The sequence below is a fragment of the Pseudomonas sp. Sample_14 genome (assembly GCF_004307515.1).
Taxonomy (GTDB): Bacteria; Pseudomonadota; Gammaproteobacteria; order Pseudomonadales; family Pseudomonadaceae; genus Aquipseudomonas; species Aquipseudomonas atacamensis.
The window spans coordinates 78,367-93,191 of record NZ_RCOC01000044.1 but is presented as its reverse complement, the minus strand read 5'-3'; the positions used below and the strand labels follow the sequence as shown (position 1 = coordinate 93,191).

The window sequence follows — 14,825 nt, the reverse complement described above, 5'->3', positions numbered from 1 at the left end:
CTCAGGCTTCCTGCCGTTGCCGCGCATCCATCAGACGCGGGTTCAACAACGCGCCGAGCTGATACAGCGCCAACAACAGCAATGCTGCACCCAGCGGCCAGTAGAACAGTTCTCGCTGCGGTTGATGGCTGAGTGTTTTTACCTGATGCGGGGTGAGCTGGTCGAGAGTGGCGTAGACCTGATCCAGTGCCGCGCGATCTTCGGCGCGGAAGAAGCGGCCGCCGGTGGTATTGGCGATCTGTTCGAGGCCTTGCAGATTGACCTTCGCTTCGCCGGAAGCGTCGGGGTCGCCGATGCCGATGGTATGAATGACCACGCCTTTGTTGGCCGCCATTTCGGCGGCGTGATCCGGGGTGATCGCGCTGCTGGTGTCGTTGCCATCGGTCAGCAGAATCAGGACTTTTTCCTGCTCATGGGCCTTGTCGAGCAACTTCAGGCTGAGCCCGATCGCGTCACCGATCGCCGTGTTGGGGCCGGCCATGCCGATCCCGGTATCCGCCAGCAACAACGACAGGCTGGCGTGATCGAGGGTCAGTGGAGCCTGTGGATAGGCACCGTTGCCAAATACGATCAGGCCGATGCGGTCGTCCTTGCGTTTGTCGATAAAGCCTTGCACCACTTCTTTGACTGCCGCCAGGCGATTGATTTTTTCGCCTTGGGCGTTAGTGAAATCCTCGGTTTCCATCGACTGCGAAAGGTCGATGGCGAGCATCAGGTCGCGCACCGGTTGCTGGCGTTCGATTGGCTTTTCGACATACACCGGACGTGACACGGCCAGCAGAATCAGCGCCCACACCATCACATTCAGCAGCAGTTGCCAGCGATTGCGCCGACTGCCCGCGGTGCCTGGCGCTTCGCCGACCGCGCGGCTCATCGCGCCGAAAAACGGTACGCGCACGGCACTGCGGGCTTCGTTGTAGGCGGGCAAAAAACGGTAAGCCAGCCAGGGCAGCGGCAGCAGGAGTAACAACCAGGGGTAATCAAGCTGCCACATGGTGATGCTCCACCCAGTATTGGCAGCTGTCGAAGAGCATTTGCCGTTGCGCTGCGGGGATGGCGCGCAATACGGGGTCCGGCGCGTAGGCGAGTTGGGCCAGTTGCGTGCTGAAGTCGGCAGGCATTCTGTTTTTGCAGTGCCGTTGCAGAAAATCCTGCCAGTCATCTCTGCCAAGCGCCGCCGGCCCTTGTTGGAGCGAACCTGCTAGCGAAAGCGCTGTGTCAGTGGGTCGAGGTATTGCATGCGCTGACGTCTTCGCGAGCAGGCTCGCTCCCACAGGGAATGCATTCCAGCGCCGCGATCGAGTGGGCATGGACAGGGCTACGCGTTTGAGCAGCTCAGGCAATTCGCGCAGGGCGTTGAGGTCGTCGCTGCGGCCGCGCAACTGTGCCAGTCGGGCAAGGGCTTCACGGCGATAGCGGTCGCGGCGCCATTGCCAGTATCTGCGCAGGCCGAGCAACAGCGCGGCGAGCACCAGCACCGCCAGCAACAGCCACCAGCCCCAGGTTTGCGGCGCATAGCTGACGGGCGCGGGAAGGGCCAGCTCCTTGAGCTGATCGATGCTGGGGATATTCGGGTTCATCGTGCGCCGCCTGCGCTTTTGCCCAGTTCGGCGCGCAATTGCCCATGGGCGTCCTCGGCGGTGCTGATCATCATCAGCGGCACCTGACTGCGGCGCAGCAGGCTGGCGACGTCCTTGAGCCGCCCGCTGAGAAAATCCCCCAGCGGCTGATGCACGTTACGTTTCTCGATCGCCAGTTCGACCTGCAACTCGCCTTGGGTGACCAGCAGGCGACCGTTGTTCGGCAGTTTCAGCGCCAGCGGATCATAGACCTGCAAGGCAATCACATCGTTGTGCGCCGACAGCTGCCGCATCAATTGCAAGGTGCGTTCACCGGCACCGGCAAAGTCGCTGACGATGCAGATCAAGTGGTCGTGCCCGGCCACACCGAGGCAGCGCTGCAAGGCCTTGTCCAATTGGTCTTCATCTTCGGCGTCGGGATTACCGGCATTCAGAGCGCGGTTTTGCTGCACCACGCGGCTGAGCAGTGCCTCGACACGCTTGCGACTGCGCAACGGCGCGATGCTGTCGATACGCTGGTCGTTGAAGACCAGACCGCCGACCCGATCCCCGGCGTGAAAAACCATCCACGCCGCCAGCGCGGCGAGTTCGGCGGCGACTGCCGATTTGAAGCTGCGCTGCGAGCCGAAGAACATCGACATGCGCTGGTCGACCACGATCAGGGCCGGGCGGTCGCGTTCTTCGGTGAAAGTGCGCACCACCGGTTTGCCGGTACGCAACGAGGCGCGCCAGTCGAGGTGGCGCAGGTCATCGCCCGGTTGATAGCGGCGCAACTCGTCGAAATTCAGCCCGCGACCGCGCAGCCGCGAAGCATGGTTACCGGCGAGGATGCTGCCCTGCGGCTGCCGGGCAAGAAAACTCAGGTCACGGGCCTTGAACTCCAGCGCCATCAATTGCGCCAGAGAGACGTAGACCAAGCCTTCGTCGTTCATGCGGGAATCGCCACTTTGTCGAGAATCCGGTCAAGCACCTGATCGGCGCTGACGCCATCGGCTACGGCGTCGTAACTCAGCTGCAAACGATGGCGCAACACCGGATGGACCACGGCGCGGACGTTGTCCGGCGAAACGAAATCCTGCCCCTGCAGCCACGCATCGGCACGGGCGCAGCGGTCCAGGCCAATGCCGCCACGGGGACTGGCACCAATGGCGATCCAGCGTGCGAGGTCTTCGTCGTAGTCGGCGGGGTGGCGGGTGGCGTTGATCAGGTCAATCAGGTAAGTGTCGATGGCCGGTGAAACGTGCACCGCGCTGACTTCCTTGCGCGCAGCAAAAATCACCTCCTGCGCCAAAGTGAAATTCTTCACCGACGTGGTGCTCGCACCTTGGGCAAACTCTTCGTTGCGCAGCAGGCGCAGCACCTGGCTTTCGTTTTCGGCGCTGGGGTAATCGAGCAGCACCTTCATCAGAAAACGGTCCATCTGCGCTTCCGGCAGTGGGTAGGTGCCTTCCTGCTCGATCGGGTTCTGCGTCGCCACCACGATGAACAGCTCCGGTAGCGCATGGCTGTTGCCGGCGACGGTGATCTGGCGTTCCTCCATGGCTTCGAGCAGCGCCGCCTGGACCTTGGCCGGGGCGCGGTTGATTTCGTCGGCGAGGATCAGATTGCCGAACAGCGGGCCGGGCTGGAATCGGATCTCGTTCTTGCCCTCGACCTGGTGCAGCACCTCGGCGCCAGTGATGTCCGAGGGCAACAGGTCGGGGGTGAACTGGATGCGGCTCATCTTGGCATCAAGGTGTTTGGCCAGTGCCTTGACCGTGCGTGTCTTGGCCAGCCCGGGCAGGCTCTCCAGGAGCAAATGACCATTGGCCAACAGCCCGAGCAGAATCTGCCGGATGACTTGATCCTGGCCGAGCACCGCTTCGGCGATGCTGGCTTGCAGGGCGTTGAGGTCGGTGAGCGCTGTCATGGGCAGTCCTTTGTGTCCGGGTCTAGAAAAACGCCAGGGTCAGATTGACGCTGAAACCATTGCCTTCGGGGCGGTTCTTGGTGTCGAACTCCGGCACCCAGCGCGCGCTGATATTGGCCTGGGCATCGGCGAACTTTCCGGCCCAGCCAACCACCGGGCCGGCGCCGACCGAACGGCCGCGATAGCCATTGAAGACATCGGCGGTCTGGCCTTTGTCGTCGGTCAGTTGCTGCACGTAGCCGGCGGCAAGTCCGGCGTTCCAGCCATTGCCCAAGCCGTGAGTCCAGAGGGCGTCGAGGGTGAAGATGTTGCCGTTGCGATAGTCGGTAGCGTCGTTCTCGGTGTAGAACTCCAGCCCGCTGGACAAAGTGAACTCGCCGCCCTTGCCGTCGAGGTGGGTAAAGGCCACGGTTGGCATGAACGTGTAATTGTTCTGTCCGGGATTGGCCAGGCGATCCTTGTTATAGGCGCCGGTCGGCACGTAGATCGGTAGCGACAGCGAGAGATGATTGAGTTCGTCGAAGTGAAAACCAGCGGCGATCGGGGTGATCAGCGCATCGGCAAACTGGGTGCCGGAATCGCTGTCACCCAAAGTGCGCCCGCGCGGGCCGGTGATGCTCGCCTTGATGTCGGTGTATTGCACCGGCAGGCCCATTGCCGAAGCGAAATTCCAGCGGCCCTTGCCGGTGTTCCAGACATGGGTGAAGTTGGCCATGGTGTAGGAGACTTTCATGTCGATCCCGCCACTGATCGCGCCGGAAATCGGTGCGCCGTCGCTGCCCTTGAGCGAGCCGTCGTACCAGATGCTGGTCAACGACATTACCCAGCCCGGCTCCGGCGGCACGATGCCAGCATTGGCGAACACTTGCTGGCCCGTGATCGGCCGGCCGACGCCACCTTCTGCGGCGAACAGCGATGGACTGACGCCCAAGCACAGCAAGAGGAGGAGACGCCCGCTCCGTGGCTTGAGCATGGCGAACGCCGCGCCACCCGGCCGCGGCAGAAATCCTCTATTCCCGGCTCGACTGCAGATCATTTCCCGATTCCATGGTGTTTTTCCGGACAACTGAGCACTGTCGCGCCGCTACTGCGTTATCCCTTTGCTTATCAAGCCTGTAGGACACGTCCTTCTGAAACTAGCAGCTAATCGGGGGTTAGCCAGTCGAAGGAATTAATTCGTTGGTGCGGGGGACGCGGTGCACATATCACACCTCCAATCGTCGGAGCCGGGCTTAATCGAAGGTGGTTGGGGCGGCACTGCAAACTTCTGTGGAAGCGAGCCTGCTCGCGAAAGCGGTAGCCGAGTTGACACACGTTTCTGATATCGATACCCGATTTCGCGAGCAGGCTCGCTCCCACAGGACTTGTATACAATCTCGCCGTGGAGCGCCCAACAATTTCCAACGGGGCATAGGTCGCCAGCCGATTTCGTGGTTAACTTCCGCCTCTTGCATGCTTTCCAATCAAAAAACAGAAGGACTCAAGTCATGGCTCAAGTCACCCTCAAAGGCAATCCGGTTCAAGTCAACGGCCAGTTGCCACAAGCCGGTTCCAAGGCGCCAGCCTTTTCCCTGGTAGCCGGCAATCTGTCCGACGTCACCCTGAAAGACTTCGCCGGCAAGCGCAAAGTCCTGAACATTTTCCCAAGCGTCGACACCCCGACCTGCGCCACCTCCGTGCGCAAGTTCAACGCCCAGGCCAACGACATCAGCAACACCGTGGTGCTGTGCATCTCCGCTGACCTGCCGTTCGCCCAGGCGCGCTTCTGCGGCGCCGAAGGCCTGGAAAACGTACAGAACCTGTCGACCCTGCGCGGCAGCGAGTTCATCGAAAACTACGGCGTGGCCATTGCTGACGGCCCGCTGAAAGGCCTGACCGCTCGCGCGGTTGTGGTGCTGGACGAAAATGACACCGTCCTGCACAGCGAACTGGTCAAGGAAATCGCTGAGGAGCCTAACTACGAAGCGGCACTGTCCGTTCTCAAGTAAGGCTTTTACAATTGTTAACGGCCTGGCCCTGTCCAGGCCGTTTTCATTTGTGTATCAGGGTTTTGCCTCACACCTTGAAACGTAAGTGGAAGGTAAATTGCCGGTAAAGCTGCTTTGCTTAAATCCACTCAGTGCTTATCGTTCAGCCTCCCGTAATAGAAGCCCACGCGCCCAATGGTCAATAACTCCATGCAATCGTCCCCCCGCAAATCCCGTCGCTGGCTGATCAGCCTGCTGGTCCTGTTGGTCATCGCTGTCCTGTGCTGGAAATTCTGGCCCACCGGGTCTGCTGACAAGGCGGGCGGCGACAAAGCGGCCGCCGGGCATACCGGGCGTTCGGGGATGATGCGGCCGGGCTTCGGCGGCGGTACCGGGCCGATTCCGGTGCGCGTGGCGCCGGCGGTGAAAGGCGACTTCCCGCTGTATTACAAGGCGCTGGGCACGGTGACTGCGCTCAATACCATCAACGTCCGCAGTCGGGTGGGCGGTGAACTGGTGAAGATTCATTTCGAAGAAGGGCAGATGGTCAAGGCGGGCGACCTGCTGGCCGAGATCGATCCGCGTCCTTACCAGAATGCTCTGCTCCAGGCCGAAGGCACGTTGCTGCAGAATCAGGCGCAACTGAAAAACGCCCAGGTCGACGTCGAGCGTTATCGTGGGCTGTATAAAGAAGACAGCATCGCCAAACAGACCCTCGACACCGCCGAAGCGCTGGTCGGCCAGTATCTGGGCACGGTCAAGACCAATCAGGCCGCGGTCAACGATGCCAAGCTCAATCTCGAATTCACCAAGATCCGCGCGCCGATTGCCGGCCGCGTCGGTCTGCGTCAGGTCGACGTCGGCAACCTCGTCGCCGCCAACGACACCACGTTCCTCGCGGTGATCACCCAGACGCAACCGATCAGTGTGGCCTTCACCTTGCCGGAAAACAGCCTCGACACAGTGCTGGCCCGTTACCGCAGCGGCGCTAAGTTGCCTGCCGAAGCGTGGGATCGCGGCGACACCAAGCTCCAAGCCACTGGCGTGCTGCAAAGCCTCGACAACCAGATCGACGTGGCCACCGGCACCCTGAAATTCAAGGCCCGTTACGATAACCGTGACCAGTCGCTGTTCCCCAACCAGTTCGTCAACGTCCACCTGCTGGCCGACACGCTCAAAGGTGTAGTGCTGGCGCCGTCGGCAGCGATCCAGTTCGGTACCAACGGCACGTTCGTCTATGCGCTGGACGGCGACAAGAAAGTCACCATTCGTCAACTGAAAATCGGTGCCAGCGACGGTGACAACACCGTGGTCACCGAAGGCCTCGCCGCTGGCGATCGCGTTGTGCTTGAAGGCACCGATCGCCTGAAGGAGGGCAGCGAAGTCGAAGTGGTCAATGACAGCAGCGAAGTGCCGACATCGCCGACCGAGCACCTGCAAGGTAAATCCGCCGCCAATCCCGATGCGACCACAGCCGATAAGGCCAAGAAGGGCGCATGAACATTTCGCGGCTGTTCATCCTCCGTCCGGTAGCCACCACCCTGAGCATGCTGGCCATTGTCCTGGCCGGCCTGATCGCTTATCGCCTGCTGCCGGTTTCGGCCTTGCCGCAGGTCGATTACCCGACCATCCGCGTCATGACCTTGTACCCCGGCGCCAGTCCGGACGTAATGACCAGCGCCGTCACCGCGCCGCTTGAACGCCAGTTCGGGCAGATGCCGGGCCTGACGCAAATGGCTTCGACCAGCTCCGGCGGCGCTTCGGTGCTGACCCTGCGTTTCAGCCTCGACATCAACATGGACGTCGCCGAGCAGCAGGTGCAGGCCGCGATCAATGCCGCGACCAACCTGCTGCCGACCGACCTGCCGGCGCCGCCGGTGTACAACAAGGTCAACCCGGCGGACACCCCGGTGCTGACCCTGGCCATCACTTCGAAAACCATGCTGCTGCCCAAGCTCAATGACTTGGTCGATACGCGCATGGCGCAGAAGATCGCCCAGATCAGCGGCGTCGGCATGGTCAGCATCGCTGGTGGCCAGCGTCAGGCGGTACGAATCAAGGTCAACCCCGAAGCGCTCGCGGCCAACAGCCTCAACCTGTCGGACGTGCGCACGCTGATCGGCGCCTCCAACGTCAACCAGCCGAAAGGCAACTTCGATGGCCCGACCCGGGTGTCGATGCTCGATGCCAACGACCAACTGACCTCGCCCGAGGACTACGCCAACCTCATCCTGACCTACAAGAACGGCGCACCGTTGCGGCTCAAGGACGTCGCGGAAATCGTCGATGGCGCCGAGAACGAGCGTCTGGCCGCGTGGGCCAACCAGAATCAGGCGGTGCTGCTGAACATCCAGCGTCAGCCGGGCGCCAACGTCATCGAAGTGGTCGATCGCATCAAGGCCTTGCTGCCAAGCATCACCGACAACCTGCCGGCCGGCCTCGACGTCACGGTGCTGACAGACCGCACCCAGACCATCCGTGCCTCGGTCACCGACGTGCAACACGAACTGCTGATCGCTATCGCGCTGGTGGTCATGGTCACGTTCCTGTTTCTGCGCCGCGCCAGTGCGACGATCATTCCCTCGGTTGCCGTGCCGCTGTCGCTGATCGGCACCTTTGGCGTGATGTACCTCGCCGGTTTCTCGGTGAACAACCTGACGTTGATGGCGCTGACCATTGCCACCGGCTTCGTGGTCGACGATGCCATCGTCATGCTCGAGAACATTTCGCGCTTCATCGAAGAGGGTGACAGCCCGATGCAGGCCGCGCTCAAGGGCGCGAAACAGATCGGCTTCACCCTGATTTCCCTGACCCTGTCGCTGATCGCCGTCCTGATTCCGCTGCTGTTCATGGCCGACGTGGTGGGGCGCCTGTTCCGGGAATTCGCCATTACCCTGGCGGTGGCAATCCTGATTTCCCTGGTGGTGTCGCTGACCCTGACGCCGATGATGTGCGCGCGCCTGCTCAAGCGTGAACCGCAGGAACACGAGCAAGGCCGTTTCTATCGCGCCAGCGGTGCGTTCATCGACTGGATGATCAAGGAATACGGGCGGATGCTGCGCTGGGTGCTCAAGCATCAGCCGCTGACCTTGCTGGTCGCCATCGGCACACTGGCGTTGACCGTGTTCCTGTACGTGATCGTGCCGAAGGGTTTCTTTCCGGTGCAGGACACCGGGGTGATTCAGGGAATTTCCGAAGCGCCGCAGTCGATCTCCTTCGCGGCGATGGGAGATCGGCAGCAGCAACTGGCGAAGATCATTCTCGAAGATCCGGCGGTGCAGAGCCTGTCGTCCTACATTGGCGTCGACGGCGACAACGCCACGCTCAACAGCGGCCGCTTGCTGATCAACCTCAAGCCCCACGGCGAGCGCGATCTGACCGCCAGCGAAGTGATTTCCCGCCTGCAACCGCAACTGGACAAACTGGTCGGCATTCGGCTGTTCATGCAGCCGGTGCAGGACCTGACCATCGAGGATCGGGTCAGCCGCACCCAGTATCAGTTCAGCATGTCTTCGCCGGACTCCGAATTGCTCAGCCAGTGGAGCGGACGTCTGGTCGAAGCCCTGGCGCAGCGTCCGGAGTTGACCGACGTGGCCAGTGATTTGCAAGACAAAGGCTTGCAGGTCTATCTGGTGATCGACCGCGACGCCGCATCGCGCCTTGGCGTGTCGGTGGCGAATATCACCGATGCGCTTTACGACGCGTTCGGCCAGCGGCAGATTTCGACCATTTACACCCAGGCCAGCCAGTACCGCGTGGTGCTGCAAGCCCAGGCCGGGGAAAAGATCGGCCCGCAGGCGCTGGATCAGATTCACGTCAAGACCACCGACGGCGCGCAGGTGCGTCTGTCGAGTCTGGCGCATGTCGAAGAACGTCAGGCGCAATTGGCGATCACCCATATCGGCCAGTTTCCAGCGGTGATGATGTCGTTCAACCTCGCGCCGGGCGTGGCGTTGGGGCATGCCGTGGACATCATCGAGCAAGTGCAGCAGGACATCGGCATGCCGGTCGGCGTGCAGACTCAGTTCCAAGGCGCGGCGCAGGCGTTTCAGGCTTCGCTGTCGAGTACCTTGCTGCTGATTCTGGCGGCGGTGGTGACCATGTACATCGTGCTGGGCGTGCTCTACGAGAGCTACATCCACCCGATCACCATTCTTTCGACCTTGCCGTCGGCAGCGGTCGGCGCCTTGCTGGCATTGCTGCTCAGTGGCAACGATTTGGGCATGATCGCGATCATCGGCATCATCCTGCTGATCGGTATCGTCAAGAAGAACGCGATCATGATGATCGACTTCGCCCTCGACGCCGAACGCACCCAGGGCATGGCCCCGGCAGAGGCGATCTATCAAGCGGCGCTGCTGCGTTTTCGGCCGATTCTGATGACCACACTGGCCGCGTTGTTCGGCGCGGTGCCGCTGATGCTGGCCACGGGGTCTGGCGCGGAACTGCGTCAGCCGTTGGGTCTGGTGATGGTCGGCGGTTTGCTGGTGAGCCAGGTGTTGACGCTGTTCACCACGCCGGTGATTTACCTGTACTTCGACCGCCTCGGAAGGCGCTTTGGCAAAGCCAAAGCCGAAGGTGACGAGGTCGCGGTATGACCCCTCAATCAGCACATATCCCTTGTGGGAGCGAGCTTGCTCGCGAAAGCGGTGGGTCAGTCACTTTCAATGTTGAATGTAATACCGCATTCGCGAGCAAGCTCGCTCCCACAGGGTTCGGCGGTAGGGGCTGGAGCGCATGAATCTTTCAGGTCCCTTCATCAAACGCCCCGTAGCAACCATGCTGCTCTCCCTGGCAATCATGTTGCTCGGCGGGGTCAGCTTCGGTCTGTTGCCGGTATCGCCGCTGCCGCAGATGGACTTCCCGGTGATCGTGGTTCAGGCCAGTCTGCCGGGCGCCAGTCCCGAGGTGATGGCTTCGACGGTGGCGACGCCGCTGGAGCGGTCGTTCGGTGCAATTGCCGGCGTGAATACCATGAGCAGCCGTTCCAGTCAGGGTTCGACGCGGGTGATTCTGCAATTTGACCTCGACCGCGACATCAACGGCGCGGCGCGGGAGGTGCAGGCGGCGATCAATGCTTCGCGCAATCTGCTGCCGAGCGGGATGCGCAGCATGCCGACCTATAAAAAGGTCAACCCGTCGCAGGCGCCGATCATGGTGCTGTCGCTGACTTCGGATGTGCTGGAAAAAGGCCAGCTCTACGACCTGGCCTCGACCATCCTCTCGCAAAGCCTGTCGCAAGTGCAGGGCGTTGGTGAAGTGCAGATCGGTGGCAGTTCGCTGCCGGCGGTGCGCATCGAGCTCGAACCGCAGGCGCTGAACCAGTACGGCGTGGCCCTCGACGATGTGCGCAAGACCATCGCCGACGCTAACGTACGGCGGCCCAAGGGCTCGGTCGAGGACGGCGAGCGCCTGTGGCAGATCCAGGCCAACGACCAGTTGGAGAAAGCCAAGGATTACGAGTCGCTGATCATTCACTACGCCGACGGCGCCGCATTGCGTCTCAAGGATGTGGCGAAAGTCAGCGATGGCGTCGAAGACCGTTACAACAGCGGTTTCTTCAACGACGACGCGGCGGTATTGCTGGTGATCAACCGTCAGGCCGGCGCTAACATCATCGAGACGGTCAACGAGATCAAGGCGCAGTTGCCCGCGCTGCAAGCGGTGCTGCCGGCCAGCGTCAAACTCAATCTGGCCATGGATCGCTCGCCAGTGATCAAGGCCACGCTGCATGAAGCCGAGATGACCTTGCTGATCGCCGTCGCCCTGGTGGTGCTGGTTGTGTACCTGTTTCTGGGTAACTTCCGCGCCTCGCTGATCCCGACCCTGGCGGTGCCGGTGTCGCTGGTCGGTACCTTTGCGGTGATGTACCTGTACGGGTTCTCGCTGAACAACCTGTCGCTGATGGCGCTGATTCTCGCCACCGGTCTGGTGGTGGACGACGCCATCGTGGTGCTGGAAAACATTTCCCGGCACATCGACGAAGGCGTCAAACCGATGCAGGCGGCGTACCTCGGGGCCAAGGAAGTCGGCTTTACCCTGCTGTCGATGAACGTCTCGCTGGTGGCGGTGTTCCTGTCGATCCTGTTCATGGGCGGGCTGGTCGAGAGCCTGTTTCGCGAATTTTCCATCACCCTGGCGGCGGCAATCGTGGTGTCGCTGGTGGTTTCCCTGACGCTGACACCGATGCTCTGCGCGCGCTGGCTCAAGCCGCACACCCCGGGCCAGGAAAACCGCTTGCAACGCTGGAGCCACAAGACCAACGACTGGATGGTTGGCAAATACGCCACCAGCCTCGACTGGGTATTGCGTCATCGGCGTCTGACCTTGTTCAGTCTGCTGCTCACCGTTGGCGTCAACATTGCGCTTTATGTGGTGGTGCCGAAAACCTTCCTGCCGCAACAGGACACCGGCCAGTTGATCGGTTTCGTGCGTGGCGACGACGGTCTGTCGTTCAACGTCATGCAGCCGAAAATGGAAACCTTCCGCCGCGCCGTACTCAAGGATGAAGCGGTGGAAAGCGTGGCCGGGTTCATCGGCGGCAACAACGGCACCAACAACGCCTTCATGATCGTGCGCCTGAAGCCGATCAAGGAGCGCCAGCTTTCAGCGCAGAAGGTCATAGAACGCCTGCGCAAGGAAATGCCCAAGGTGCCAGGGGCGCAGTTGATGCTGATGGCCGACCAGGATCTGCAGTTTGGTGGCGGCCGCGAGCAGACCAGTTCGCAATACACCTACATTCTGCAAAGCGGCGACCTCGCCGAGCTGCGCAAATGGTTCCCGAAAGTGGTCACCGCGTTGCGTGCCTTGCCCGAGCTGACCGCCATCGATGCCCGCGAAGGTGCCGGGGCGCAACAGGTGACGCTGATTGTCGACCGGGATCAGGCCAAACGCCTGGGTGTCGACATGAACATGGTCACCGCCGTGCTCAATAACGCCTACAGCCAGCGGCAGATTTCGACGATCTACGACAGCCTCAACCAGTATCAGGTGGTGATGGAGGTCAATCCGAAATATGCCCAGGATCCGGTGACACTCAAGCAGGTCGAGGTGATTACCGCTGACGGTGCGCGGGTGCCGCTGTCGACGTTCGCCCATTACGAAAACAGCCTGGAAAACGACCGGGTCAGTCATGAAGGCCAGTTCGCGTCCGAAAGCATTTCCTTTGACATGGCCGAAGGCGTGACCGTAGAGCAGGGCAGTGCCGCCATTGAACGGGCGATCGCCAAGGTCGGCCTGCCGGAGGATGTAATTGCGAAAATGGCCGGCACCGCTGACGCCTTCGCGGCCACGCAGAAGAGCCAGCCGTTCATGATCCTCGGTGCGTTGCTGGCCGTGTATCTGGTGCTCGGTGTGCTGTATGAAAGCTACATCCATCCGCTGACCATTCTTTCGACGTTGCCCTCGGCCGGGGTTGGCGCGTTGCTGTCGATCTATGCATTGGGGGGCGAGTTCAGCCTGATTTCCCTGCTGGGGATATTCCTGCTGATCGGCGTGGTGAAAAAGAACGCCATTCTGATGATCGATCTGGCGCTGCAATTGGAGCGTCATCAGGGCCTGTCGCCGCTGGAGTCGATCCGCAGCGCCTGCCTGCAACGCTTGCGGCCGATCCTGATGACCACGCTGGCCGCGATCCTCGGCGCCTTGCCCTTGCTGCTCGGCCGTGCCGAGGGTGCGGAAATGCGCCAGCCGCTGGGCCTGACCATCATTGGCGGCCTGGTGTTCAGCCAGGTCCTGACCCTTTACACCACCCCGGTGGTTTACCTTTATCTCGACAAGCTGCGCCATCGCTTCAACAAATGGCGTGGCGTGCGCACTGATGCCGCTCTGGAAACTCCGCTATGACTGACCGTTCGCTTCTCCAATTGGCCACCGTTCGCGGCTCGCGCCTGTTGAGCCTGTCACTGTGCGTGGCGCTGCTCAGCGCTTGCGCAGTCGGCCCGGACTACCAGCGCCCGCAAACCGCCGAAATCGCTCAGTTCAAGGAAGCCGAAGGCTGGCGTCAGGCCAATCCCAGCGACTCGCTGGCCCGTGGCGCCTGGTGGGAGTTGTACGGCGACCAACAGCTCAACGCCTTGATCGAAAAACTCAACAGCTCCAACCAGACCGTTGCCCAGTCCGAAGCGCAGTTTCGTCAGGCGCAGGCTTTGGTGCGCAGTGCACGCGGGGCGTTTTACCCCAGCGTCGACCTGAGTCTGGGCAAGACCCGCTCGAGTCAGGGCACCGGTAGCAGCAGTTCGAGCCTGAGCAGTTCCTCAAGCGGCATCCGCGACACTTATAACGCGCAGTTGGGCGTCAGTTGGGAAGCCGACGTCTGGGGCAAGCTGCGCCGTGGCCTGGAGGCCGACGAGGCCAACGCCCAGGCGAGCTTTGCCGATCTGGCAGCGATGCGTCTGAGTCAGCAATCGGAACTGGTGCAGAACTACCTGCAACTGCGCGTCATCGATCAGCAGAAGCGTTTGCTCGAGGCCACCGTTGCCGCTTATGAACGCTCGCTGAAAATGACCCAGAACCAGTACCGCGCCGGGGTTTCCGGGCGCGATGCGGTGGCGCAGGCGCAAACCCAGTTGAAAAGTACCCAGGCCGATCTGGTCGATCTGATCTGGCAGCGCGCACAGTTTGAAAACGCTATTGCCGTACTTACCGGCGAAGCACCGGCCAACTTCAGCATTGCCGAAAGCCAGAGCATCCCGAATCTGCCGCAGGTACCGCTGAGCTTGCCTTCACAACTGCTGGAACGCCGTCCTGACATCGCTTCGGCCGAACGCTCGGTGATTGCCGCCAATGCCAACATCGGCGTGGCGAAAGCCGCGTATTACCCGGACCTGACCCTGAGCCTGAGCGGCGGCTACAGCAGCAGTACCTCGAAAAACCTGATCAGCCTGCCGAACCGTTTCTGGTCGGTCGGCCCGCAGCTTTCCTTGCCGCTGTTCGACGGTGGCATTCGTTCGGCCGAGGTCGACCGCAGCGAGGCGGCCTATGACGAAACCGTCGCCCGCTACCGCCAGACCGTTCTCGACGGTTTCCGCGAAGTGGAAAACTACCTGGTCCAGCTCAAGGTGTATGAAGACGAAGCAGCAGTGCGCCAGGAAGCGCTGGATGCTGCCCGCGATTCCCTGCGCCTGACGGAAAACCAGTACAAGGCGGGCCTGATTGCTTATATCGACGTAGTCGTTGTGCAGGCCACGGCGCTGAGCAACGAACGCAGTGTGCTGAATATTCTGCAGAACCGACTGATCGCCAGCGTGCAACTGATCGCCGCACTGGGCGGCGGCTGGGACGGCCAACTGGACGTCAGCGACAACCGCTGAACCTGTGGGAGCGAGCTTGCTCGCGAAAGCGGTGGGTCAGGCAACTACGATGGTGGCT

Annotated in this window: 10 protein-coding genes; 5 read left to right on the top strand and 5 right to left on the bottom strand. The window is 61.6% G+C overall.

Annotation, left to right across the window (positions count from 1 at the left end):
* Window position 1: 1 nt before the first annotated feature.
* From D8U61_RS10605 to D8U61_RS10585, 5 genes are read right to left on the bottom strand one after another with little or no spacing between them, the layout of a single operon-like run.
* The gene (locus D8U61_RS10605) at window positions 2–994 is read right to left on the bottom strand and encodes a VWA domain-containing protein (RefSeq protein ID WP_130926889.1); all 993 of its coding nucleotides are present in this window, start codon (window positions 992–994) and stop codon (window positions 2–4) included.
* Entirely contained in the window at window positions 981–1,580 is a 600-nt protein-coding gene (locus D8U61_RS10600; RefSeq protein WP_130926888.1) for a DUF4381 domain-containing protein, read from the bottom strand. Before D8U61_RS10600 ends, D8U61_RS10605 begins: the two co-directional genes overlap by 14 nt.
* Entirely contained in the window at window positions 1,577–2,512 is a 936-nt protein-coding gene (locus D8U61_RS10595) for a DUF58 domain-containing protein (RefSeq protein WP_016774618.1), read from the bottom strand. The genes D8U61_RS10600 and D8U61_RS10595 overlap by 4 nt, the downstream gene beginning before the upstream one ends.
* Window positions 2,509–3,489 (bottom strand): MoxR family ATPase, encoded by a 981-nt coding sequence (locus tag D8U61_RS10590; RefSeq protein ID WP_130901990.1) that lies wholly within the window; start codon window positions 3,487–3,489, stop codon window positions 2,509–2,511. Before D8U61_RS10590 ends, D8U61_RS10595 begins: the two co-directional genes overlap by 4 nt.
* A gap of 22 nt (window positions 3,490–3,511) precedes the next feature.
* Window positions 3,512–4,462, bottom strand: a complete 951-nt coding sequence (locus tag D8U61_RS10585) for a transporter (protein ID WP_130926887.1) — start codon at window positions 4,460–4,462, stop codon at window positions 3,512–3,514.
* 514 nt (window positions 4,463–4,976) lie between these two features.
* Between D8U61_RS10585 and tpx the strand changes: the two genes are divergently transcribed.
* The 5 genes from tpx to D8U61_RS10560 all read left to right on the top strand — a co-directional run bounded on the left by tpx (window position 4,977) and on the right by D8U61_RS10560 (window position 14,767).
* A complete protein-coding gene (gene tpx / locus D8U61_RS10580; RefSeq protein ID WP_016774621.1) occupies window positions 4,977–5,477 on the top strand; it encodes a thiol peroxidase in 501 nt (166 codons plus the stop codon).
* A 174-nt stretch (window positions 5,478–5,651) separates the two neighbouring features.
* Entirely contained in the window at window positions 5,652–6,956 is a 1,305-nt protein-coding gene (locus D8U61_RS10575; RefSeq protein WP_125916191.1) for an MdtA/MuxA family multidrug efflux RND transporter periplasmic adaptor subunit, read from the top strand.
* The gene (locus D8U61_RS10570; protein ID WP_130926886.1) at window positions 6,953–10,054 is read left to right on the top strand and encodes an MdtB/MuxB family multidrug efflux RND transporter permease subunit; all 3,102 of its coding nucleotides are present in this window, start codon (window positions 6,953–6,955) and stop codon (window positions 10,052–10,054) included. Before D8U61_RS10575 ends, D8U61_RS10570 begins: the two co-directional genes overlap by 4 nt.
* Window positions 10,055–10,193: 139 nt before the next feature.
* A complete protein-coding gene (locus D8U61_RS10565) occupies window positions 10,194–13,301 on the top strand; it encodes an efflux RND transporter permease subunit (protein WP_071172349.1) in 3,108 nt (1,035 codons plus the stop codon).
* Entirely contained in the window at window positions 13,298–14,767 is a 1,470-nt protein-coding gene (locus D8U61_RS10560; protein ID WP_130926885.1) for an efflux transporter outer membrane subunit, read from the top strand. Before D8U61_RS10565 ends, D8U61_RS10560 begins: the two co-directional genes overlap by 4 nt.
* The last annotated feature ends 58 nt before the right edge of the window (window positions 14,768–14,825 follow it).

What these genes read in the sequence shown, in the direction of transcription:
- D8U61_RS10575 (WP_125916191.1), top strand. Translation starts at nt 5,652, where the DNA reads ATGGTCAATAACTCCATGCAATCGTCCCCCCGCAAATCCCGTCGCTGG.
- D8U61_RS10570 (WP_130926886.1), top strand. Translation starts at nt 6,953, where the DNA reads ATGAACATTTCGCGGCTGTTCATCCTCCGTCCGGTAGCCACCACCCTG.
- D8U61_RS10600 (WP_130926888.1), bottom strand. Translation starts at nt 1,580, where the DNA reads ATGAACCCGAATATCCCCAGCATCGATCAGCTCAAGGAGCTGGCCCTT.
- D8U61_RS10560 (WP_130926885.1), top strand. Translation starts at nt 13,298, where the DNA reads ATGACTGACCGTTCGCTTCTCCAATTGGCCACCGTTCGCGGCTCGCGC.
- D8U61_RS10595 (WP_016774618.1), bottom strand. Translation starts at nt 2,512, where the DNA reads ATGAACGACGAAGGCTTGGTCTACGTCTCTCTGGCGCAATTGATGGCG.
- D8U61_RS10565 (WP_071172349.1), top strand. Translation starts at nt 10,194, where the DNA reads ATGAATCTTTCAGGTCCCTTCATCAAACGCCCCGTAGCAACCATGCTG.
- D8U61_RS10585 (WP_130926887.1), bottom strand. Translation starts at nt 4,462, where the DNA reads ATGCTCAAGCCACGGAGCGGGCGTCTCCTCCTCTTGCTGTGCTTGGGC.
- tpx (WP_016774621.1), top strand. Translation starts at nt 4,977, where the DNA reads ATGGCTCAAGTCACCCTCAAAGGCAATCCGGTTCAAGTCAACGGCCAG.
- D8U61_RS10605 (WP_130926889.1), bottom strand. Translation starts at nt 994, where the DNA reads ATGTGGCAGCTTGATTACCCCTGGTTGTTACTCCTGCTGCCGCTGCCC.
- D8U61_RS10590 (WP_130901990.1), bottom strand. Translation starts at nt 3,489, where the DNA reads ATGACAGCGCTCACCGACCTCAACGCCCTGCAAGCCAGCATCGCCGAA.